The organism is Streptomyces griseicoloratus (genome assembly GCF_014534645.1).
GTDB lineage: Bacteria > Actinomycetota > Actinomycetes > Streptomycetales > Streptomycetaceae > Streptomyces > Streptomyces griseicoloratus.
In genome coordinates, this window is record NZ_JACVQF010000189.1 from 111,284 (window position 1) to 133,526 (window position 22,243).

Annotated in this window: 14 protein-coding genes and 1 tRNA gene; 7 read left to right on the top strand and 8 right to left on the bottom strand. The window is 72.4% G+C overall.

Annotated features, from left to right (window positions below):
- Window positions 1–29: 29 nt before the first annotated feature.
- From H0H10_RS15825 to H0H10_RS15835, 3 genes are all read right to left on the bottom strand, one after another.
- On the bottom strand, window positions 30–1,004 hold the full coding sequence (locus H0H10_RS15825) for a ribose-phosphate diphosphokinase (protein ID WP_188181593.1): 975 nt from the start codon (window positions 1,002–1,004) through the stop codon (window positions 30–32).
- A gap of 134 nt (window positions 1,005–1,138) precedes the next feature.
- Window positions 1,139–2,587, bottom strand: coding sequence for a bifunctional UDP-N-acetylglucosamine diphosphorylase/glucosamine-1-phosphate N-acetyltransferase GlmU (gene glmU, locus H0H10_RS15830; RefSeq protein WP_188181594.1), 1,449 nt, complete (start codon window positions 2,585–2,587; stop codon window positions 1,139–1,141).
- Window positions 2,588–2,703: 116 nt separating this feature from the next.
- Window positions 2,704–2,774, bottom strand: a tRNA-Gln gene (locus tag H0H10_RS15835).
- Window positions 2,775–3,000: 226 nt separating this feature from the next.
- Here H0H10_RS15835 and H0H10_RS15840 point away from each other — a divergent pair.
- Window positions 3,001–4,317 carry a sensor histidine kinase gene (locus H0H10_RS15840; RefSeq protein ID WP_188181595.1) on the top strand — a complete coding sequence of 439 codons (1,317 nt, stop codon included), beginning with the start codon at window positions 3,001–3,003 and terminating at the stop codon, window positions 4,315–4,317.
- A gap of 13 nt (window positions 4,318–4,330) precedes the next feature.
- On the opposite strand, the gene H0H10_RS15845 is transcribed toward H0H10_RS15840, so the two are convergent.
- Both H0H10_RS15845 and H0H10_RS15850 read right to left on the bottom strand, forming a co-directional pair.
- Window positions 4,331–4,825 carry an SUKH-3 domain-containing protein gene (locus H0H10_RS15845; protein WP_188181596.1) on the bottom strand — a complete coding sequence of 165 codons (495 nt, stop codon included), beginning with the start codon at window positions 4,823–4,825 and terminating at the stop codon, window positions 4,331–4,333.
- 40 nt (window positions 4,826–4,865) lie between these two features.
- A complete protein-coding gene (locus tag H0H10_RS15850) occupies window positions 4,866–5,393 on the bottom strand; it encodes a YwqJ-related putative deaminase (RefSeq protein ID WP_188181597.1) in 528 nt (175 codons plus the stop codon).
- 280 nt (window positions 5,394–5,673) lie between these two features.
- Here H0H10_RS15850 and H0H10_RS15855 point away from each other — a divergent pair, with 280 nt between their 5' ends.
- From H0H10_RS15855 to H0H10_RS15865, 3 genes are all read left to right on the top strand, one after another.
- Complete coding sequence (locus tag H0H10_RS15855; protein WP_188181598.1) at window positions 5,674–6,663, top strand: SMI1/KNR4 family protein; 990 nt, start codon at window positions 5,674–5,676, stop codon at window positions 6,661–6,663.
- A gap of 7 nt (window positions 6,664–6,670) precedes the next feature.
- Window positions 6,671–9,433 (top strand): SUKH-4 family immunity protein, encoded by a 2,763-nt coding sequence (locus H0H10_RS15860; protein ID WP_188181599.1) that lies wholly within the window; start codon window positions 6,671–6,673, stop codon window positions 9,431–9,433.
- A 240-nt stretch (window positions 9,434–9,673) separates the two neighbouring features.
- Window positions 9,674–10,558: a cellulose-binding protein gene (locus tag H0H10_RS15865; protein ID WP_188181600.1), complete on the top strand. Its 885-nt coding sequence runs from the start codon at window positions 9,674–9,676 to the stop codon at window positions 10,556–10,558.
- A 93-nt stretch (window positions 10,559–10,651) separates the two neighbouring features.
- On the opposite strand, the gene H0H10_RS15870 is transcribed toward H0H10_RS15865, so the two are convergent.
- The 3 genes from H0H10_RS15870 to H0H10_RS15880 all read right to left on the bottom strand — a co-directional run bounded on the left by H0H10_RS15870 (window position 10,652) and on the right by H0H10_RS15880 (window position 14,501).
- Entirely contained in the window at window positions 10,652–12,262 is a 1,611-nt protein-coding gene (locus H0H10_RS15870; RefSeq protein WP_188181601.1) for a sodium/solute symporter, read from the bottom strand.
- Window positions 12,259–12,804 carry a DUF485 domain-containing protein gene (locus H0H10_RS15875; RefSeq protein WP_188181602.1) on the bottom strand — a complete coding sequence of 182 codons (546 nt, stop codon included), beginning with the start codon at window positions 12,802–12,804 and terminating at the stop codon, window positions 12,259–12,261. The genes H0H10_RS15870 and H0H10_RS15875 overlap by 4 nt, the downstream gene beginning before the upstream one ends.
- 200 nt (window positions 12,805–13,004) lie before the next feature.
- Entirely contained in the window at window positions 13,005–14,501 is a 1,497-nt protein-coding gene (locus H0H10_RS15880) for an MFS transporter (RefSeq protein ID WP_188181603.1), read from the bottom strand.
- A 449-nt stretch (window positions 14,502–14,950) separates the two neighbouring features.
- On the opposite strand from H0H10_RS15880, the gene H0H10_RS15885 reads away from it, so the two are divergent.
- The 3 genes from H0H10_RS15885 (at window position 14,951) to mfd (ending at window position 22,181) form a co-directional block, all read left to right on the top strand.
- Complete coding sequence (locus H0H10_RS15885; protein WP_188181604.1) at window positions 14,951–15,739, top strand: ABC transporter ATP-binding protein; 789 nt, start codon at window positions 14,951–14,953, stop codon at window positions 15,737–15,739.
- A complete protein-coding gene (locus H0H10_RS15890) occupies window positions 15,736–18,300 on the top strand; it encodes an ABC transporter permease (RefSeq protein WP_188181605.1) in 2,565 nt (854 codons plus the stop codon). The genes H0H10_RS15885 and H0H10_RS15890 overlap by 4 nt, the downstream gene beginning before the upstream one ends.
- A gap of 326 nt (window positions 18,301–18,626) precedes the next feature.
- Window positions 18,627–22,181 (top strand): transcription-repair coupling factor, encoded by a 3,555-nt coding sequence (mfd, locus tag H0H10_RS15895; RefSeq protein WP_188181606.1) that lies wholly within the window; start codon window positions 18,627–18,629, stop codon window positions 22,179–22,181.
- The last annotated feature ends 62 nt before the right edge of the window (window positions 22,182–22,243 follow it).

Genomic DNA, 22,243 nt, shown 5'->3' on the forward strand with positions numbered 1-22,243 from the left:
CCCGCGAAGGATCAGGATGCGCAGAACCCTTACTGCTCGTCGAACAGGCTCGTCACCGAACCGTCCTCGAACACCTCACGCACCGCACGCGCGATCGTCGGCGCGATCGACAGCACGGTGATCTTGTCCAGCTCCAGCTCGTTCGGCGTCGGCAGCGTGTTCGTGAACACGAACTCGCTCACCTTCGAGTTCTTCAGCCGGTCCGCCGCCGGACCCGACAGCACACCGTGCGTCGCCGTCACGATGACGTCCTCCGCACCGTGCGCGAACAGCGCGTCCGCCGCCGCACAGATCGTGCCACCCGTGTCGATCATGTCGTCGACCAGCACACAGATCCGGCCCTTCACATCACCGACGACCTCGTGCACGGTCACCTGGTTCGCGACGTCCTTGTCACGCCGCTTGTGCACGATCGCCAGCGGCGCACCCAGACGGTCGCACCAGCGGTCCGCCACCCGCACCCGGCCCGCGTCCGGAGAGACCACCGTCAGCTTCTCCCGGTCCACCTTCGCGCCCACGTAGTCCGCCAGCAGCGGCAGCGCGAACAGGTGGTCCACCGGACCGTCGAAGAAGCCCTGGATCTGGTCCGTGTGCAGATCCACGGCCAGAATCCGGTCCGCACCCGCCGTCTTCATCAGATCCGCGATCAGACGCGCCGAGATCGGTTCACGTCCCCGGTGCTTCTTGTCCTGCCGCGCGTAACCGTAGAACGGCACGATGACCGTGATGGAGCGGGCCGACGCACGCTTCAGCGCGTCGATCATGATCAGCTGCTCCATGATCCACTTGTTGATCGGAGCCGTGTGGCTCTGGATCAGGAAGCAGTCGGCACCACGCGCCGACTCCTGGTAACGCACATAGATCTCGCCGTTGGCGAAATCGAAGGCCTTCGTCGGGACGACCCCGACACCCAGCTCGTGGGCGACCTCCTCGGCAAGCTCGGGGTGGGCGCGGCCGGAGAAGAACATCATCTTCTTCTCGCCGGTCGTCTTGATCCCGGTCACAGCACTTTCTCCTCAGAGGTGTCGCAGCTGAGCGTCACAACGCTCTGCCCGGCTGGGTGCGGGAGGCGTCTCAGCTGGTGGGGTGCGGATGTGCACTTATCACGGTACGCCGTGTTCGGCGCGCCGGTTTCCGGTCAGTCCTCGCCGCCCGGCGCACCGGACGCCGCCTCGGCCGCCTTCGCCGCCGCGCTGCCGGGCCGCTTACGAGCCACCCAGCCCTCGATATTCCGCTGCTGACCACGGGCCACGGCCAGCGAACCGGGCGGCACGTCCTTCGTGATCACCGAGCCGGCGGCGGTGTACGCGCCGTCCCCGACCGTGACAGGAGCCACAAACATGTTGTCCGAACCCGTACGGCAGTGGGAGCCGATCGTCGTGTGGTGCTTGTCCTGGCCGTCGTAGTTCACGAACACACTCGCGGCACCGATGTTCGAGTACTCGCCGATCGTCGCGTCACCCACGTACGACAGGTGCGGCACCTTCGTGCCCTCGCCGATGGAGGCGTTCTTGGTCTCGACGTACGTACCGACCTTCGCCTTCAGCCCGAGCCGCGTACCCGGCCGCAGATACGCGTACGGCCCCACACTCGCCTGCGGGCCCACCGTGGCCCCGACGGACACCGTGTTGTCGACGCGCGCCCCGGCACCCACGCGGGTGTCGGTGAGCCGCGAGTTCGGCCCGACCTCGCAGCCCTCGGCCAGATGCGTGGCACCCAGCAACTGCGTCCCCGGCTGCACCAGCACGTCCTGCTCGAAGGTCACGGTCACGTCGACCCACGTCGTCGCGGGGTCCACCACCGTCACGCCGGCCAGCATCGCCCGCGTCAGCAGCCGGTCGTTCAGGATCCGGCGGGCCTCGGCGAGCTGCACCCGGTTGTTGATCCCGGCGATCTCCCGGTGATCGGCGGCCACGGAGGCACCCACCCGGTGACCGGCCTCGCGCAGGATCCCGAGGACGTCCGTCAGGTACTCCTCGCCCTGGCTGTTGTCCGTCCGCACCTTCCCCAGCGCGTCCGCGAGCAACTGCCCGTCGAAGGCGAACACCCCGGAGTTGATCTCACGGATCGCCCGCTGCGAGTCGCTCGCGTCCTTGTGCTCCACGATCGCGGTCACGGCACCCGACGCCCCGTCCCGCACGATCCGGCCGTAACCGGTCGCGTCCGGCACCTCGGCCGTCAGCACCGTCACCGCGTTGCCGTCGGCGGAGTGGGTGTCGGCGAGCTGCCGCAGCGTCTCGGCGGTCAGCAGCGGCGTGTCACCGCACACGACCACGACGGTCCCCTCGACCGGACCGCCCAGCTCCTCCAGAGCCATCCGGACGGCGTGCCCGGTGCCGTTCTGCTGCTCCTGCACGGCGGTACGGACGTCCGGGGCGACCTCGGCGAGGTGCGCGGTGACCTTCTCACGGGCGTGGCCGACGACGACGACCAGGTTCTCGGGGTTCAGCTCACCGGCCGCGGCGAGCACGTGCCCCACGAGGGACCGGCCGCACAGCTCGTGCAGGACCTTGGGTGTGGCCGACTTCATACGGGTGCCCTCACCCGCTGCGAGAACGACGACGGCTGCCGGGCGAATGGCGCTCACGGGATGCCCTTCGGCTTTGTGGGGTGGGGGTGGACATCCGCAGGATACCGGGGGTGTTCACGGGGGGCATGAGCGCGGGCCCCCACCCGGAGGTGAGGGCCCGAACTGAGTGTGGGCTCCCGGGGGAGGACTCGAACCCCCATGATCAGAACCAAAATCTGACGTCTTGCCCTTAGACGACCCGGGATCGCCGCTATGTCCGATTCCGTAGATCGGCCGCGGAAGCAGCACCTACTATGCCGTACCACCAGCCTTCGATGCGACGGTACAGGTCTGCTCCGTTGCGCACATCGATGCGCAGGCAACCCCGGTGGCTCGGGTCGATGTTCTTTCGGTTGGTCGAGGGGTATCGCGTCGTATCGCTTGTCGAAAGTCACCGGAAATGCACCGTCCGGCGCCCGTAGGCTGGAGGCATGACCACGACGGGGGAAGACCACGTACCGGCCCGAGGTGGGCCTTGGTGGTGGGACAGGCGGCGCGGTGCGGTGCTCGATGTGGGCCTTGCTGTCGTGTCCGCTTTCGAGTGTGCGGCGGAGGGGGTTCCGTTCGCGCGGGACGCGGGGATCCCGTGGGCGGCGGGGGTCGTCTTCGGTCTGCTGGCCGGTTCGGTGCTGGTGGTGCGGCGGAAGTGGCCGATCGCGGTCGTGCTGGTGGCGATCGCCGTCACGCCGGCCCAGATGGGCTTCCTGATGGGCATCGTCGGCCTGTACACGCTGGCCGCGTCGGAGCTGCCGCGCCGGATCATCGGTTCGCTGGCGGGGATGTCGCTGCTGGGCACGTTCATCGTGATGTTCGTGCGGGTGCGGCAGGACATGGCGCGGGACGACCTGGACCTGGGGGACTGGTTCGTGCCGTTCGCGTCGATCACCGCCTCGTTGGGGGTGACCGCCCCGCCGGTGCTGCTGGGCATGTACGTGGGGGCCCGGCGCCGGCTGATGGAGAGCCTGCGGGAGCGGGCGGACAGTCTGGAGCGGGAGCTGCAGCTGCTCGCGGAGCGGGCGGAGGAGCGGGCCGAGTGGGCGCGCAACGAGGAACGGACGCGGATCGCGCGGGAGATGCACGACGTCGTCGCGCACCGGGTGAGTCTGATGGTGGTGCATGCCGCCGCGCTGCAGGCCGTTGCGCGGAAGGATCCCGAGAAGGCCGTGAAGAACGCGGCGCTGGTGGGGGACATGGGCCGGCAGGCGCTCACCGAGTTGCGGGAGATGCTCGGGGTGCTGCGCAGCGGTGGGGAGAGCGGGCCGCGGGAGCGGCCGTCGGTGCCGTTGGCCGCCGTGGGGGTGGCGGCCGCCGCGGCGGCTTCGCGCGCCGCGGAGGACGAGGGGCGGGCGGAGGGTCCGTGCCTGTCGGAGCTGGATGAGCTGATCGGGCAGTCGGCGGCCGCGGGGATGGTCGTGGCTCTGTCGGTGGAGGGGGAGGAGCGGTCGTATGCGCGGGAGGTGGAGCAGACGGCGTTCCGGGTGGTGCAGGAGGCGCTGACGAACGTGCACAAGCACGCGGCGGGGGCGAAGACGTACGTGCGGCTCGCGCACCGGGTGTCGGAGATCGCGATGCAGGTGGAGAACGAGCCGCCGCCGGAGGTGTCGTCGGCGTCGTCGGCGCGGTTGCCGTCGGGGGGCAACGGGCTGGTGGGGATGAAGGAGCGGGTGACCGCTCTGGGGGGTGTGTTCGTGTCGGGGCCGACGGATGCGGGGGGCTTCCGCGTGTCGGCGGTGATTCCGGCGTCGTAGGTCCGGCCGGGGGTCAGCCCGTGGTGAGGCGGGTGGGCTGGGTGCCGGAGACGAGGGCGGCGAGGGCCTGGTCGATGTCGGGGCCGAGGTACCAGTCGCCGGTGTGGTCGAGGGCGTAGACGCGTCCCTGGGCGTCGATGGCGAGGAGTGCCTGGGTGTCGGTCTCGGTGCCGAGGGGGCTGACCTCGGTGTCGAGGGCGCGGCCGAGGTCGCCGAGGGTGCGGGCCATGTGGAGGCCGTTCAGGGGGTCGAGGTGGAGGGCGGCGGGGGCGATCTGCCGGCCGGGGCCGGTGGGGGTGATGTTCAGGCCGCCGAATTCGGCCCAGGCTTCGACGGCGGCGGGGAAGACGGTGTGGCGGTGTCCGGCGGGTGAGGTGTGTTCGCGCAGGGCGTCGGCCCAGAGTTCGGCCTGTTTGATGTCCCAGCGTCCGGGTTGCCATCCGGCGGCGCGCAGGGCGGCGTCGACGGGGACGGGGAAGCGGGTGGTGGAGGTGCGGTCGGCGTGCATCTGCCCTTGGTTCGTTCCGGTCGTCGTGGGTGGGTCGTCGTCAGTCGTCGGTGGTGGGGTCGATGATGCGGACGCCGAAGTGGGCGGTGAGGGCGGTGCAGGCGCGGCAGGGGGCGGCGAAGCTGCCGTGGAGGGGGTCGCCGTCCTCGCGGATGCGGCGGGTGGTGAGTTTGGCGTGTTTGAGCGCTTTGCGGGCTTCGCCGTTGGTCATGGGTCTGCGGGAGGCGCGTTTGCTGCGGGCCGCGTCGGCGGTGGTGAGGTGCCGGGAGATGAGGATGGTCTCGGCGCAGCGGCCGGTGAAGCGGTCGCGCTGGCTGCTGGTGAGGGTGTCGAGGAAGTCCTGGACGAGGTGGTGGAGGGCGGGGGGTGTGTCGGCGCGGGTGGCGGTGCCGGTGAGGGTGGTGCCGCGCACGGAGAGGGCGGCGGCGACGGTGGGCAGGATGCCGTCGCGGCGGTGGCGCAGCGCGGGGGCGTGGGGGGTCTCGGCGGCGCTCCAGCCGATGCGTGGGTCTCCGGTCCGGGGGTCGCCGGAGTGGCCGGTGTGCGGCCCCGTCTGCGTCGCACTCATGATCATCATCCCCTCCTGAGCATCCCCCCGGAGGTCACAGAGTGCCAAATCCCGTGGCGGCTGGGGAAGCTGGGGCGGGGTGACACGCCCGGGTATGGGCGGTCTGTCACGCTGGGGTGACGGCTGGTCACGGAAGCGGAGGGGCTGCTTGCCGGTGCCCGGTGACCGGTGTCGTCGTACCGCATAGGCTGTCGGCACCGCGATTCCATGCGGTGATCCAGACAGCCAGACAGTCGAGACGGACAGTCGAGACGGACAGACGCCGCAGGGGGCAACCGCCATGACGACAGGTCGGCTCGGGCAGCAAGCCGCGCCGCCGAACGCGGCCTACGCCGGGCAGGTAGTGCATTTCCCGGATCCGGTCAGGGCGGCCCGTCATCCCAGAGGGGTGCGGGTGGACGAGCGTGGTTACCCCGACTTCTCGCCCTATGCGCGGGCGGCCGCGGAGGTCGCGGAGCCGCCGGAGGGGTTCGGGGTCGACGAGTTGCGGCTGACGGACTACGTGTCGGCGAACGCGGCGCTGGCGGCGTCGGGTCATGAGCTGTGGGACACGGTGCCTGCGGTGGCGACGCCGCACGGCTGGACGTGGCATCACGTGGTGGGGTCGCGGCGGATGGAGCTCGTCCCGGTCGAGGTGAAGGCGCTGCTGCGGCATCACGGCGGGATCGCGACGGCGGCGGTGGACCAGGGCAAGCGGGGGACGCGGCCGTTGCAGGAGACGCGTCCGGCGCACTTCGGGTTGCCGAAGTCGGGTGTGGCGGTGACGGAGCAGCAGGTGCAGGGGGTCGAGGAGGACCTCGGGTACCGGTTGCCGGGTGCGTACCGGTCGTTCCTGAAGGCGGCGGGCGGCTGCGCGCCGGTGGGGACGGCGCTGGACGCGGAGTTGGGGCTGCTGGTCGACCAGCCGTTCTTCACGGTGCGTGAGGAGGCGGCGGTCAACGACCTGGTGTACGTCAACAAGTGTCTGCGGGACCATCTGACGAAGGACTTCCTGGGGGTCGGGTTCGTCCAGGGCGGTCTGCTGGCCGTGAAGGTGAAGGGCGAGCGGATCGGTTCGGTGTGGTTCTGCGCGTACGACGACGCGCGGGACGTGGACGCCTCGTGGTCGCCGGCGGAGCGGGTGGAGCGGCTGCTGGTGCCGTGCGGTGAGGACTTCGACGCGTTCCTGTCGCGGCTGGCGGGGTCGCCGCCGGAGCTGGAGACGGTGGCGAACCTGATGGTGGACGGCGGTTTCGCGCGAGCGGTGCCCGCGTCGTCGGTAGGGGAGTGAGCGGGGCATGGTGACGTTCGCGCAGGCGCAGGAGCGCGCGGAAGAGTGGATCAACGGTGATGTGCCGTCGTACCAGCACCGTGAGGTGCGGGTGCGGGAGTTCGAGCTCGGGTTCGTGGTGTGGGCCGAGGACCGTGCGGACGGGCCGCGTTCGGACGGGGGCGCGCAGCGGCTGGTGATCGCGCGGGACAGCGGTGAGGCGACGCTGTGGCCGGCGCTGGCGGTGGGCGAGGTGATCCGCCGGTACGAGGAGGAGTACGGCCGTCCCGACGCGGCTCCGGAGCCGGCGCCCGCGCCGCCGGCCCGGGTGGACCTGAACCAGACGTCGTTCCTGCTGACTCCGCCGGAGTGGTTGCAGGAGGCGGCGGACCGGATGGGTGTTCCCGACCGGCGGGGTGAGGCGCAGCGTGGCACGGGGGCCGGTGCGCTGCCCGAGACGCAGGCCGGGGTTCCGTCGGCCGCGGCGGGGGCTTCCGCCGGTCCGTCGGGCTCGGGTGCGCCGGGTGCGCCGGGTTCCTCGGGGAGTGGCGCGGCGTGGCCGGCGGCCGGGTCGGGCGGTGCCGGCGGTTCCGGGGCGCCTGGTTCGCCTGCGGGGGCGACGCCGTGGGCCGGGACGGACACCAACGCGGACGGCGGGGACGACCGTTCCGTGCCGTTGCCGGAGACGGTGTTCGCGCCGCCGCTGAGCACCGGGGACGACACGCCGCCGCCTGCGGCGCCGGATGCCAAGACGACGTTGATGTCGGGGGGCAGTCAGCTTCCGCCGACGGCGCTCGCGCCGGCGATCGACGATCCGAACGCGCCGAGTGTGCCGAGCGCGCCGGCTGCGCCGCCTGCGCCGACGGGGGCGGGGGCGCCTGCGCCTGCGGCGCCGGGTGCGGCTTCCGTGCCGGGGGCGCCTCCGTCCGCGCCTGCGGCGCCGGGTACGCCGCCTCCTGGTACGGCGTCCGGTCCGGGTACGCCGCCTCCGGCCGCCCCGGGTACGCCGCCTCCGGGTGTGCCGCTGCCGTCGGCCGCGGGCGCCCCGGGGACGCCGGCCCGGCCGCTCGCGTCGAACGCCGGGGACATCGCCGACGCCGCGACCAGCAAGGCGGCGCCTCCGCCGCGCCGGGGCGGGGGTGCGACCCCGCCGCCTCCGCCGGGCGCTCCGGGGACGCCGGGCGCGCGGCCGGGGAGCACGCCTCCGCCGCCCGCGGCGCCCGCCGCGCCGGGTGGGTCGTCGGGCGGTTACGTGCCGACGCAGCTCGTGTCCTCGCTCGGTCCCGAGGGCCCGCAGGGGCCCGGCACGCCGCCTCCGCCGAGCGCGCCGCAGCCTCCGGCCGGTCCGGGTACGCCGCCTCCGAGTGCCCCGGGTACGCCGCCTCCGGGCGCCCCGGGCGGGACGCCCCCGGGTGGGGTGCACCACGCGGCCACGATGCTGGCCGACCCCGGCCGGACCGGCGGTGCGCCGCAGCCTCCCGGCCCTCCCGGTGCCCCGGGAGCGCCCGGTGCGCCGCAGCCCCCGGCCGCCCCCGGTGCTCCTGGTGCTCCCGGTGCGCCCCCCGCGCCGGGCACGTCGGGCGGCGGCAGCGGTGCCGTTCATCACGCGCAGACCGTGCTGGCCTCGCCCCCGGTGGGCGGTCCCGGCACGCCCCCGCCGCCGCAGGCGCCGGGTGTGCCCGGCCCGCCCGTGCCGCCGGGCGCCCCCGGCGCCCCCGGTGCGGCCCGGCCCATGCCGCCCGGTGCGATGCCGCCGCCCGGTCAGCCCCTCCCGGGGCAGCCGCCGGCGTACGGCTACCCGCAGCCGCCGGCCGGTCAGCCGACCGTCGGCCCCGGCTACCAGGCGGTGCTGCGCTACCGCGCGCAGGACGGTTCCGAGCAGCAGCTGATCCGGCGTTCGGCGCCGGGTACGCCGCACCCGGAGTGGCAGATCTTCCACGAGCTGCGCGCCATGAACGTGCCGCCGGACCAGGTGCTGGAGCTGCACACGGAGCTGGAGTCGTGCGAGCTGCCGGGCGCGTACTGCGCGCGGATGATCCGGGAGCAGTGGCCGCAGGCGCGGATCACGTCCATCGCGCCGTACGGCGCGGATCACGCGAGCCGTCAGCAGGGCATGCAGCAGCTGCTGGCCCATCAGGGTGAGCTGCACCAGGTGGCCGACGGTCCGGCGCGTCCGGGGCCGGTGCGTGCTCCGCTGCCGCCCGTGCAGCCGGTGCCGCCGGTTCCGCCGGAGGCGATCGGGCAGGAGCTGGCGGCGGCGTTCGGTCCCGGTGTCTTCCGGTTCGAGCAGGCCGCCGTGTCCCGGCAGGGCGTGCCGCCGGTGGTGGCGCACACGCTGGTGGCGGCGGGTCTGCCGATGGACATGGGCCCGTTCTTCTGGGCGCAGGCCCAGCCGGGCCGCCCGGTGCCGACGCTGGCGGAGCTGGCGGCCGAGCGGGGGGTGCAGCCGGCCTCGGACGCGGGCTCGTACCTGGTGCTGGGCAGTGACTTCGGCAAGGCGATCTGTGTGCAGTACGGCACGGCGAGCATCGTGGCGGTGCCGGTGGAGGCGGGGCCGGGCGGTGCGCCCGTACCGCCGCAGTTCGTGAACACCGGGCTGCCGGAGTTCGCGCGGTGCCTGGCGTTGCTGGGCCGGATGTGGCGGCTGCGGTTCGGGCTGAACCAGGAGCAGGCGGGCCGCTGGACGGTCGACTTCCAGGCCCAGCTGGCCTCGCTGGACCCGGCGGCGCTCGGGTCGCCGGAGAGCTGGTGGTCGGTGCTGCTGGAGCAGATGTGGGACGGGTTGCTGTGAGGCGCCGCTGACGCGCCCTCACCTGGGGCCGGGCCCGGTCGATGTCGTACGCGACCGGGCCCGGCCCCTTCTTTTGGCCCTCCTTTTTTCGTGGCCGTGGCCGGGGTGTGCGGGCGGGGTGAGCCGGGGTGCGGCCGTGGTGCGTGACCTTCCCGCGGAGTGTCGCGTTATGAGCGCTCAAGTCCGATCCATCAAGATATGCGCGGATTGTCATGGAATCGGGCGAACGGGAGTTCCGGTATGAGCAGCGCATCGGCGTCGCCGCACGGCTTCGTGGTCGTACGGGGGCGCGGCTACCGTCCGGACCAGGTCGACGCGTGTGCCGGGGCGCTGTCCGAGGAACGGGACGCCGCCTGGGAGCGGGCCGCACGGCTCACCGTGCTCGCCCGTGAGATGGAGACGGAGCTGGGCCGGCTGCGGGAGACGCTGGCGGGACTCGCCCCGCAGACCTACGAGTCGCTCGGGGAGCGCGCGCGGCGCATCTTCGAGCTCGGGCAGGAGGAGGCGCAGGCCCTTCGGGAGAGCGCGCGGCGCGCGGCGGAGGACCTGTCGGCACAGGCGCAGGCGTACGCGACCGGCGTGCGCGAGGCCGCACAGGCGCACGCGGACGCGGTACGGGGCGAGGCCGACGACTCTGCCCGCCGGCGGCTGCTCGCGGCGCGCGCGGAGGCCGACGAGGTGCGGATCGCCGTCCGGCGCGAGGTGCGGGAGGGCCGGCGTGCGGCGCTGGCCGTGGTGCGCGAGGCGCGCCGGCGCACCTCGGCGGTCCTCGACGAGCAGGCCGGGGAGCACGCCGAGCGCTGGGCCGAGGCCGAGCGGGCGGAGGCCGAGGGGGTGGCGGCCCTGGCCGCGCGGTACGCGGAGCCGTTGGCCCGCGCGGAGCGGGAACTGGCCGAGGCGGAGAGGGACCTGGCCGACGCCCGGGCGTGGGCCGGGCGCCGGCAGGAGGAGGCCCGGGCGTGGGCCTTCGAGGTGGTCGACGGGGCGCGGGTGCGGGCGGAGCGGATCGCCCGGGAGACGGAGCGGCTGCTGCACGAGCACGGGGAGCGGTGGGAGGACATGCAGGCCGACATGGACCACGCGCGCAGCAGCCTCGGTTCGCTGACGGGCAGGGCCGTGGAATGACGGGCAGGGCGGTGGGCCGAGGAGCAGGACCGAGGGGCAGGGCCGTGGGCCGAGGGGCCGCGTCGGCCCTGCCCGTACGCCGTCCGTGCCTTCTCAGTCGCCCCGGCGTACCGCGCCCGCCAGGATCCACCCCTCCACGGCCTCGTACTGGCGGCGCTGCTCCTCCGCCTTGCGCCGGCCGGAGAGCATCGTGCCCAGCCAGCCGCAGGCGAAGCCCAGCGGGATGGAGACCAGGCCCGTCGTGGTGAACGGGAACCAGTTGACGTCGGCGTCGGGGAAGGCGGAGACGGGTGAGCCGGAGACCAGGTTGGTGCCCGGCATCAGCAGCAGTACGGCCAGGGAGCCGCCGATGAGGGTGCTGAGCATTCCGGCGCGGGTGTAGCGGCGCCAGAAGAGGCCGTAGACCAGTGCGGGGGCGATGGCCGAGGCGCCCAGGCAGAAGGACAGGGTCACCAGGGGCTGGAGGCTGCGGTGCTGCACCAGCGTCGCCAGGATGATCGCGGGGATGCCGACGGCCAGCGCGGAGGCCCGGGCCAGGGTCATCTCGCGTCGCGGTGACATCTCCTGCACCCGGGTGGCGAACACGTCGTGGGCGAGGGAGTTGGCGCAGGCGAGGATCATGCCGCCGACGGAGGCGAGCAGGGTGAGGAAGACGGCCGTGGTGACCGTCGTGAACAGGAAGGTCTCCGCCGTGGACACCTCCGCGCCGAACGCGGCCTGGGAGCCGAGGAGATAGGCGGTGTTGCCCTGCGGGTCGATCCCGGCGATGACGGCCCGTCCGACCAGCGCGGTCGCCCCGAACCCGACGACCGTGATGACCAGGACGAACAGCGCGACGCCGGAGACCGCCCAGGACATCGAGCGGCGCACCTGGCGGGCGGAGGAGGCGGTGTACATGCGCATGGTGACGTGGGGCAGACAGGCGCCGCCGAGGACGACGGTCAGCTGCGAGGTGATCATGTCCACCTCGGGGTGGGGTCCGCCCGCGAACTCCAGTCCCGAGTTCAGGAACGCCGGTCCCGCGCCGCTGCGGGCGGCGGCCGCGTCGAACAGTGCGCCGGGGTCCCAGTCGAAGCGGTTCAGGATCAGCGCGGCGACCACGGCACCGGAGCCGAGCAGCATCACCATCTTCAGGATCTGGATGAGGGCGGTGCCCTTCATCCCGCCGATCGCCGCGTAGCTGATCATCAGGGCGCCCAGTCCGATGATGCAGCCGGTCTGCAGGGACTCCCCGGAGAAGCCGAGGACGAAGGAGAGCAGCTGGCCGGCGCCCGCGAGCTGCACCAGCATCAGCGGCAGCAGTGCCGCGATGGTCACCGCGCAGGCGGCGATGCGCACACTGCGTCCCGGCATCCGGCGGGCGAGGGCGTCGCCCATGGTGAACCGGCCCGCGTTGCGCAGCGGTTCGGCCAGCAGGAACATCAGCAGCATCAGCGACAGGGCGGTGCTGAGCGCCAGCACGATGCCGTCGTAGCCGAACAGGGCGATGACGCCGCCCGTGCCGAGGACGGTCGCGGCGGAGATGTAGTCGCCGGCGATGGCCAGGCCGTTGCGCATGGGGGACAGGGAGCCGTAGCCGGTGTAGAACTCGTCGATGTCGTCGCGGTCCGGGCCGGTCATCACGCACAGCAGCAGCGTGATGGTGGCGACGGCGGTGAATCCGACCAGGGACATCGTCTGGGCGTTGCCGCTGAACTCCGTCATCGTCCCGCCTCCCGTCTGGCGTCCAGTTCGGCCTCCTTGCGGATGCGGTCCGCGAGGGGGTCGACATGGCGGCGGGCGGTGTACTCGTACAGCCCGATCGCCAGCCAGGTGACGGGCAGTTGCAGCAGGGCCAGCAGCATCCCGGTGGGCAGTCCGCCGGCGCCGTCGCCGGTCATGAAGCCGGGGGCGTACGCGGACAGGATCAGGAAGAGCGTGAAGTAGCCGAGGGCGGTCAGCGTGGCGGTGCGCCGCTGCCAGCGGTAGGCGCTGCGCAGGATCCGCAGGTCGCTGTGGTGCCCGAGCGCGGCCCGCCGCGGCGCCCGCGGCTCGCCGAGGCCGGGGTGGCCGGGACCGGGGCCGGGGTCGGGAAGGGGGCCGGGACCGGCCGGTTGCCAGGGGTGGGTGCCGTACGGGGGCGGGGACGGGTGCGGTCCGGACGGGTACGGCGGGGGCGGGTACGACGGCGCGGGGCGGTTCGACGGAGGGGGATACGGGGGTCGGTACGACGGAGGGGGATACGACGGGGACGGGTCGTAGGACATCCCGGTGCTCCTTGCGCGGCTCGGGTCCGGTGCGGCGGACCGCAGGGAGTTGGGGGGTGGCGGGGGCCACGCACGCTACTCGCCGGTTCGGGGGAGCGCCGGGTTTTCGCCAAACTGGTCGGTCGGTATGCGCTTGCTGTGCCGGAGCACAGGTGTTACCCGCGTTAACCTGGGCCTTTCGGGGGTGCCGGCCCGCGCATTCAGTCCGTGAGGACCGGGAATTTCCGCGGCGCCAGGACCAGCAGCACCAGGAAGGCCAGGGCCGCGGCCCCCGCCGCTCCGAGGTAGACCGCGTGGACGGCGTCGGCGATCGCCCGCCGTACGGACTCGTCGGCCGTGCCCGAATCCAGTGCCCGCGTCACCGAGTCCAGGTCGCTCGCCCCGCCGAGCCGCGCGGCCAGCACCCCGTTGGCGACCGCGCCGAAGACGGCCGCGCCCACCGTCTGCCCGGTCTGCCGGCAGAACAGGACGGACGCCGTCGCCGTACCCCGTTCCGCCCAGCCGACCGTCGACTGGACGCCGACGATGAGCGGCAGCTGGAACAGGCCGAGCGCGGCGCCGAGCAGCAGCATCAGCAGCGCCGGCTGCCAGGCCTGGCCCGGGTAGGGCAGGAAGGGGAAGGCGAACAGGATCAGCGCGGCCGTGCCGATGCCGAGCATGGCGGTGTTGCGGAAGCCGATCCTGCGGTACACGTGCTGGCTCAGCGCCGCCGACACCGGCCAGCTCAGCGTCCAGACGGACAGCACGAAACCGGCGGCCACCGGGGCCAGGCCCAGGACGGACTGGGCGTAGGTGGGCAGGAACACGGTCGGCGCCACCATCAGCAGGCCCAGCGCGCCGAGCGCGAGGTTCACCGCGGCGATCGTGCGGCGCCGCCACACCCAGCCGGGGATGATCGGCTCCGCCGCCCGGCGCTCGATCACCACGACGGCCGCCAGCAGGACGAGGCCCGTCCCGAAGAAGACCAGCGAGTGCGGCGACAGCCACGGCCAGGCCACCCCGCCCTGCACCAGTGCGGTGAGCAGGACGCCGCCGCAGGCGAACACCGCGAGCGCGCCCGCCCAGTCGACACGCGCGCGCGTGCCGTCCGTCTCCCGGGCCGGCTCGTGCAGGTGACGGACGATCAGCCACAGGGCGACCGCGCCGATCGGCAGGTTGATGAGGAAGATCCAGCGCCAGTCGGCGTACGCGGCCAGCACGCCGCCCAGTCCCGGACCCGCGACCGCGGACACCGCCCACACGGTGGACAGCTTGGCCTGGATCTTGGGGCGGTCCTTCAGCGGGTACAGGTCCGCGGCGAGGGTCTGCACCGTGCCCTGGAGGGCGCCGCCGCCCAGTCCCTGGACGACGCGGAAGGCGATCAGCGCGCCCATGTTCCAGGCGAGCGCGCACAGCAGGGAGCCGATCAGGAACACCACCGCGCCCGCCACCAGCACCGGTTTGCGGCCGAAGGTGTCGGACAGCTTGCCGTAGACGGGGAGGGTGACCGTGACGGCCAGCAGATAGCCGGAGAAGAGCCAGGAGAAGACGGAGAACCCGCCGAGGTCGCCGACGATCTGCGGTACGGCGGTGGAGACGATGGTCGAGTCCAGCGCCGCCAGCGCCATCGCGAGCATGAGAGCGGCGACGACGGCACCGCGCCGGTTCGCACCGGCGGGTTGCGCGGCCTTGCGTACCGCGGGTCTGGTGCTGCCCACCCCGGGTCCCTCCCTTGGTTTCCCCATGCATCCAGTTGCCGGGACCAGCTTCGCACTTGAGCCTGACGCAGCGGCAGGGTGGACAGTGGACGGGTCCGAGGGGGAGCCGACCCCGAGGCGTCCTCCACCGAGGGGTGGACTGCCCCTAGGGGTACCTCCGTACTACGGCTCGGGGAGGGTTCGTACCGACGGAGGACGAGAGGGCGCCCGCGTCGTCCTTAATCTGGCTTCACGCCGCTGGGGGGCGGCGCACCACAGCCACGGGGGTGGGGTTTTCCCCAGGGAAAGACTGCGCTGAACACCAGCGCGGACGGCACCCGGTTGCCGTCAGACTCATCGACGTAGCAACCGCGCGGCCCGGCACAGCCGGCCCGGACCACCGCATCCGACAGCACCACGCCGCCGTCGGCACCGGCGGCCCATCTGATGACCGACATAGGAGACTTGCCATGACATCGGCCGTGACCATTCCCAGGCACGGGAGCACTGGAGGGCGTACGGCCGTTGCCGCGCGGGCGCGGCAGCTCGTGAAGGCGTACGGGTCCGGGGAGACCCGGGTCGTCGCCCTCGACCACGTGGACGTGGACATCGCCCGCGGGCAGTTCACCGCGATCATGGGTCCCTCGGGGTCCGGCAAGTCCACGCTGATGCACTGCCTGGCGGGCCTCGACACCGTCAGCAGCGGGCAGATCTACCTCGACGAGACCGAGATCACCGGGCTGAAGGACAAGAAGCTCACCCAGCTGCGCCGCGACCGGATCGGCTTCATCTTCCAGGCGTTCAACCTGCTGCCGACGCTGAAGGCGATCGAGAACATCACGCTGCCCATGGACATCGCCGGCCGCAAGCCCGACCGGGCGTGGCTGGACCGGGTCGTGGAGACCGTGGGGCTCGCCGGGCGGCTCAAGCACCGGCCGACCCAGCTCTCCGGCGGCCAGCAGCAGCGGGTCGCCGTGGCGCGGGCGCTGGCGGCCCGGCCGGAGATCATCTTCGGTGACGAGCCGACCGGAAACCTCGACTCGCGCGCGGGCGCCGAGGTGCTGGGCTTCCTGCGCCGTTCGGTGGACGAGCTGGGCCAGACCATCGTGATGGTCACCCACGACCCGGTGGCCGCCAGCTACGCCGACCGGGTGCTGTACCTCGCCGACGGCCGGATCGTGGACGAGATGTACAAGCCGACCGCGGACGCCGTCCTGGACCGGATGAAGGACTTCGACGCCCGGGGGCGCACGTCATGACCGTCGTGAAGACCTCGCTGCGCAACTTCTTCGCGCACAAGGGCCGCATGGCGCTGTCGGCGGTGGCGGTGCTGCTGTCGGTGGCGTTCGTGTGCGGCACGCTCGTGTTCACGGACACGATGAACACGACGTTCGACAAGCTCTTCGCGGTCACGTCGTCGGACGTGACGGTCGCGCCGAAGGACGCCGAGGCCGAGGACACGCCGCAGAACGGGGTGCCCGCCTCGCTGCCGGCGTCCATGCTGGAGCAGGTCCGCTCCGCCGAGGGCGTCAAGTCGGTGGAGGGCGCGGTCGCTTCGGCGAACGTGACCGTCGTCGACCGTGACAACGACAACGTGGGCGCCACCAACGGCGCCCCGACGCTCGCCGGCAACTGGACGAAGAACGACCTGCGGTCGATGGAGATCACCTCCGGACACGCCCCGCGCGGCCCGACCGAGATGATGGTCGACTCCGACACCGCCGACAAGCACGACCTGAAGCTCGGCGACGAACTGCGCACCATCGCGCAGACCGGCGACTTCAGGGCGCGGATCGTCGGCATAGCCTCCTTCACGGTGACCAACCCCGGTGCGGCCGTCGTCTACTTCGACACCGCCACCGCCCAGCGCGAACTGCTCGGCGGCACGGGGAAGTTCACCCAGATCAACGTCACCGCCGCGTCCGGTGTCTCCGACGCGCAGCTGAAGAAGAACGTCTCCGAGGCCCTGGACGGCACGTACAAGATCCAGACGGCCAAGGAGAGCGCCGACGAGAACCGCAAGGACGTCGGCGAGTTCATGAACGTCATCAAGTACGCCATGCTCGGCTTCGCCGGGATCGCCTTCCTGGTCGGCATCTTCCTGATCATCAACACCTTCTCGATGCTGGTCGCCCAGCGCACCCGTGAGATCGGCCTGATGCGGGCCATCGGCTCCTCCCGCCGGCAGGTCAACCGCTCGGTGCTGGTCGAGGCGCTGCTCCTCGGCGTCGTCGGCTCCGTCCTCGGTGTCGCGGCCGGTGTCGGGATCGCCGTCGGCCTGATGAAGCTGATGTCGGCGGCGGGCATGAACCTGTCCACGGACGACCTGACCGTGAAGGCGACGACGCCCGTGGTCGGCCTGGTCCTCGGTGTCGTCGTCACCGTCCTCGCCGCCTACCTCCCGGCCCGCCGCGCCGGCAAGGTCTCCCCGATGGCCGCGCTGCGCGACGCCGGGACCCCCGCCGACGGGAAGGCCGGCTGGATCCGGGGCCTGATCGGCCTGGTGCTGACCGGCGCCGGCGCCGCGGCCCTCTACGCGGCCGGTACGGCCGACAAGGCGGGCGACGGCGCGTCGATGCTGGGCGTGGGCATCGTGCTCTCCCTGATCGGCTTCGTCGTCATCGGCCCGCTGCTGGCCGGCGGTGTGGTGCGGGTGATCAGCGCGGTGCTGCTGCGGGCCTTCGGGCCGGTGGGCCGCATGGCCGAGCGCAACGCCCTGCGCAACCCGCGCCGTACCGGCGCCACGGGCGCGGCCCTGATGATCGGCCTCGCGCTGGTCGCCTGCCTGTCGGTGGTCGGCTCCTCCATGGTCGCCTCGGCCACCAGCGAGCTGGACAAGTCGGTCGGCGCGGACTTCATCGTCCAGGGCAACCAGCGGATCGTGCCGCAGGCCGAGAAGGCGATGCAGCAGACGCAGGGCCTGGAGCACGTCACCCGCTACAAGATGCTCGACGCCACGCTGACCTCGCCCGACGGCAAGAAGGACGACGACGGCGTCACCGCCGCCGACCCGACGTACGCCGAGGACCTGCGCCGCCCGACCACGGCCGGCTCGCTGGCCGACGCCTACGGCCCGGACTCCATGTCGGTCGGCTCGGACTACGCCAAGGAGCACGGCGTGGGCGTCGGCGACACCGTCTCCGTCGCCTTCGAGGGCGGCGAGACGGCGAAGCTGAAGGTCGCGGCCATCACGGACGACGACACCGCCATCGACCAGGGCGCGCGGTACATCAGCATCGAGACGATGCGGAAGTACGTGCCGGCCGACAGGATCCCGCCGAACACGATCATGTTCGCCAAGGCCAAGGACGGCCAGGAGGAGCAGGCGTACGCGGCGCTGAAGAAGTCGCTGGACCAGTACCCGCAGTACCAGGTCCGGGACCAGACCGACTACAAGCAGGAGCTGAAGGACCAGGTCGGCCAGCTGCTGAACATGGTCTACGGCCTGCTGGCCCTGGCGATCATCGTGGCCGTGCTGGGTGTGGTGAACACCCTGGCCCTGTCGGTGGTCGAGCGGACCCGCGAGATCGGCCTGATGCGGGCGATCGGCCTCTCCCGCCGGCAGCTGCGCCGGATGATCCGCCTGGAGTCCGTGGTCATCGCCCTCTTCGGTGCCCTGCTGGGTCTGGGACTGGGCATGGGCTGGGGCGCCACGGCGCAGAAGCTGCTCGCCCTGGAGGGTCTGAACGTCCTCGACATCCCGTGGCCGACGATCATCGGCGTGTTCATCGGCTCGGCGTTCGTGGGTCTGTTCGCCGCCCTGGTCCCGGCGTTCCGGGCCGGCCGGATGAACGTGCTGAACGCGATCGCGACGGAGTAGCGGCCGACGGCCACCGCATACGGGGGTTGCGGGGGAGAGCCCGGCGCCGGAAGCCTTTCGCGGACTTCCCGGCGCCGGGCTCGCCGCTGTCCGGGGCCCTTCAGCCGACCGGGTCGGGTGGTGGGCGGGCACAGGCCGGGGGTTCAGGGGGCGGAGCCCCTGGTGGGCTCACCGCCACACAGGTCACCCGAGAAGCGGACGTCATCCACAGCCCCCGACGCCGCCGAGCGGAGCGTCGTACGCTGGACACCCCCGGCCCGCACCGCGTGTCGGGCCTGTCGTGTTGTCCACCCCCTTGTCCACCCCCGGACGAAAGCGCCCCCTTCATGAGCCTGCACGGTCTGCTCGACGCCGTCGTCAAGGACGCCGCCCTCGCGGAAGCGATCGCGGCGGCCGCCGACGGCAACCGCATGCACGTCGACCTGGTCGGTCCCCCCGCGGCCCGTTCCTTCGCGGTCGCCGCGCTGGCCCGCGAGACGGGCCGTCCCGTGCTGGCGGTGACCGCGACCGGTCGCGAGGCGGAGGACCTGGCCGCGGCCCTGCGCTCGCTGCTGCCGCCGGAGGGCGTGGCGGAGTACCCGTCCTGGGAGACCCTCCCGCACGAGCGGCTCAGCCCGCGCAGCGACACCGTGGGACGCCGCCTGGCCGTCCTGCGGCGCCTGGCCCACCCCCGGCCCGACGACCCGGAGACCGGCCCGGTCTCGGTCGTCGTGGCGCCCGTGCGGTCCGTGCTGCAGCCGCAGGTCAAGGGCCTCGGCGAGCTGGAGCCGGTGTCGCTGAGGACCGGACAGAGCGCCGATCTGAACGAGGTCGTCGACGCCCTCGCCGCCGCCGCGTACGCACGCGTGGAGCTGGTGGAGAAGCGCGGCGAGTTCGCCGTGCGCGGCGGCATCCTCGACGTGTTCCCGCCCACCGAGGAACACCCCCTGCGCATCGAGTTCTGGGGCGACGACGTCGAGGAGATCCGCTACTTCAAGGTCGCCGACCAGCGCTCCCTCGAAGTCGCCGAGCACGGGCTGTGGGCCCCGCCCTGCCGCGAGCTGCTGCTGACGGACGAGGTGCGGCAGCGGGCCGCCGCCCTCGCCGAGCAACACCCCGAGCTGGGCGAACTGCTCGGCAAGATCGCCGAGGGCATCGCGGTGGAGGGCATGGAGTCCCTGGCGCCGGTGCTCGTCGACGACATGGAGCTGCTGCTGGACGTGCTGCCCAAGGGCGCCATGGCCGTCGTCTGCGACCCGGAGCGGGTGCGCACGCGGGCGACGGACCTGGTGGCGACGAGCCAGGAGTTCCTGCAGGCGTCCTGGGCGGCCACCGCCGGCGGCGGCGAGGCGCCCATCGACGTCGGCGCCGCCTCCCTGTGGTCCATCGCGGACGTCCGTGAGCGCGCCCGCGAGCTGGACATGATGTGGTGGTCGGTGTCGCCGTTCGCCGCCGACGAGGAGCTGACGGGGACATATGCCGCTGACGCGGCGGGGGACACCCTCAAGCTCGGCATGCACGCCCCCGAGACCTACCGCGGCGACACCGCGAAGGCGCTGGCCGACACCAAGGGCTGGCTCGCCGACGGCTGGCGCACGGTCTACGTCACCGAGGGCCACGGCCCGGCGGCCCGCACGGTCGAGGTCCTCGGCGGCGAGGGCATCGCCGCCCGCCTGGACTCCGACCTCGGCACACTCAGCCCCTCCGTCGTCCACGTCTCCTGCGGCTCGATCGACTACGGCTTCGTGGACCCGGCGCTCAAGCTGGCCGTCCTGACCGAGACCGACCTGTCCGGCCAGAAGGCCGCCGGCCGCGACGGCACCCGCATGCCGGCCCGGCGCCGCAAGACCATCGACCCGCTGACCCTGGAGTCGGGCGACTACATCGTCCACGAGCAGCACGGCGTCGGCCGCTACATCGAGATGGTGCAGCGCACCGTGCAGGGCGCCACCCGCGAGTACCTGGTCGTGGAGTACGCCCCCGCCAAGCGCGGCCAGCCCGGCGACCGGCTCTACATCCCCACCGACCAGCTGGAGCAGATCACCAAGTACGTCGGCGGCGAGGCCCCCACCCTGCACCGCCTGGGCGGCGCCGACTGGACGAAGACCAAGGCCCGCGCGAAGAAGGCGGTCAAGGAGATCGCCGCGGACCTGATCAAGCTGTACAGCGCGCGGATGGCGGCGCCGGGGCACGCGTTCGGCGCGGACACGCCCTGGCAGCGCGAGCTGGAGGACGCCTTCCCGTACGCGGAGACCCCGGACCAGCTCACCACCATCGCCGAGGTCAAGGAGGACATGGAGAAGACGGTCCCCATGGACCGCCTGATCTGCGGCGACGTCGGCTACGGAAAGACCGAGATCGCGGTGCGCGCCGCCTTCAAGGCCGTCCAGGACGGCAAGCAGGTGGCGGTGCTGGTGCCGACGACACTGCTGGTGCAGCAGCACTTCGGGACGTTCAGCGAGCGGTACGCGCAGTTCCCGGTGAACGTGAAGGCGCTCTCCCGCTTCCAGACCGACACCGAGGCCAAGGCGGTCCTGGAGGGTCTGCGCGAGGGCTCGGTGGACGTCGTCATCGGCACCCACCGGCTGTTCTCCTCCGAGACGAAGTTCAAGGACCTGGGCCTGGTCATCGTCGACGAGGAGCAGCGCTTCGGCGTCGAGCACAAGGAGCAGCTGAAGAAGCTGCGTGCCAACGTCGACGTGCTGACGATGTCCGCCACGCCCATCCCCCGCACCCTGGAGATGGCGGTCACCGGCATCCGCGAGATGTCCACGATCACCACCCCGCCCGAGGAGCGGCACCCGGTCCTGACCTTCGTCGGCCCCTACGAGCAGAAGCAGATCGGTGCCGCGATCCGCCGCGAGCTGCTGCGCGAGGGCCAGGTCTTCTACATCCACAACCGGGTCGAGTCCATCGACCGGGCGGCGGCCCGGCTGTGGGAGATCGTCCCCGAGGCGCGCATCGCCACCGCCCACGGCCAGATGTCGGAACAGGCGCTGGAGCAGGTCGTCGTCGACTTCTGGGAGAAGAAGTTCGACGTGCTGGTCTCCACGACGATCGTGGAGTCCGGCATCGACATCTCCAACGCCAACACCCTCATCGTCGAGCGCGGCGACAACTTCGGCCTCAGCCAGCTGCACCAGCTGCGCGGCCGGGTCGGCCGCGGCCGCGAGCGCGGCTACGCCTACTTCCTGTACCCGCCGGAGAAGCCGCTGACCGAGACCGCGCACGAGCGGCTGGCGACCATCGCCCAGCACACCGAGATGGGCGCGGGCATGTACGTGGCGATGAAGGACCTGGAGATCCGCGGCGCCGGAAACCTGCTCGGCGGCGAGCAGTCCGGCCACATCGCCGGCGTCGGCTTCGACCTGTACGTGCGGATGGTCGGCGAGGCGGTCGCGGACTACCGGGCCTCCCTGGAGGGCGGCGTGGAGGAGGAGCCGCCGCTGGAGGTCAAGATCGAGCTGCCGGTCGACGCGCACGTCCCGCACGACTACGCCCCCGGAGAGCGGCTGCGTCTGCAGGCCTACCGCTCCATCGCCTCCGCCAACAGCGAGGCGGACATCAAGGCCGTGCGGGAGGAACTCGTCGACCGCTACGGCAAGTTGCCGGAGCCGGTGGAGAACCTGCTGCTGGTCGCGGGCCTGCGCATGCTGGCGCGGGCGTGCGGGGTGGGCGAGATCGTCCTGCAGGGCAGCAACATCCGCTTCGCGCCGGTGGAGTTGCGCGAGTCCCAGGAGCTGAGGCTCAAGCGGCTGTACCCGGGGACGGTCGTCAAGCCGGCCGTGCACCAGGTGCTGGTGCCGCGCCCGAAGACCGCGAAGGTGGGCGGCAAGCCGCTGGTCGGGCGCGAACTGCTGGCCTGGGTGGGCGAGTTCCTGACCTCGGTCCTCGGGTCGTAACCCGCCCGCCGGAGCCGTCCACGGGACAGGAGAAGCCGTCCACGGACAGGAGAAGCCGGCCG

Coding starts and splice junctions, on each gene's coding strand:
- H0H10_RS15840 (WP_188181595.1), top strand. CDS start 3,001: ATGACCACGACGGGGGAAGACCACGTACCGGCCCGAGGTGGGCCTTGG.
- H0H10_RS15845 (WP_188181596.1), bottom strand. CDS start 4,825: ATGCACGCCGACCGCACCTCCACCACCCGCTTCCCCGTCCCCGTCGAC.
- H0H10_RS15850 (WP_188181597.1), bottom strand. CDS start 5,393: ATGAGTGCGACGCAGACGGGGCCGCACACCGGCCACTCCGGCGACCCC.
- H0H10_RS15855 (WP_188181598.1), top strand. CDS start 5,674: ATGACGACAGGTCGGCTCGGGCAGCAAGCCGCGCCGCCGAACGCGGCC.
- H0H10_RS15860 (WP_188181599.1), top strand. CDS start 6,671: ATGGTGACGTTCGCGCAGGCGCAGGAGCGCGCGGAAGAGTGGATCAAC.
- H0H10_RS15865 (WP_188181600.1), top strand. CDS start 9,674: ATGAGCAGCGCATCGGCGTCGCCGCACGGCTTCGTGGTCGTACGGGGG.
- H0H10_RS15870 (WP_188181601.1), bottom strand. CDS start 12,262: ATGACGGAGTTCAGCGGCAACGCCCAGACGATGTCCCTGGTCGGATTC.
- H0H10_RS15875 (WP_188181602.1), bottom strand. CDS start 12,804: ATGTCCTACGACCCGTCCCCGTCGTATCCCCCTCCGTCGTACCGACCC.
- H0H10_RS15885 (WP_188181604.1), top strand. CDS start 14,951: ATGACATCGGCCGTGACCATTCCCAGGCACGGGAGCACTGGAGGGCGT.
- H0H10_RS15890 (WP_188181605.1), top strand. CDS start 15,736: ATGACCGTCGTGAAGACCTCGCTGCGCAACTTCTTCGCGCACAAGGGC.
- mfd (WP_188181606.1), top strand. CDS start 18,627: ATGAGCCTGCACGGTCTGCTCGACGCCGTCGTCAAGGACGCCGCCCTC.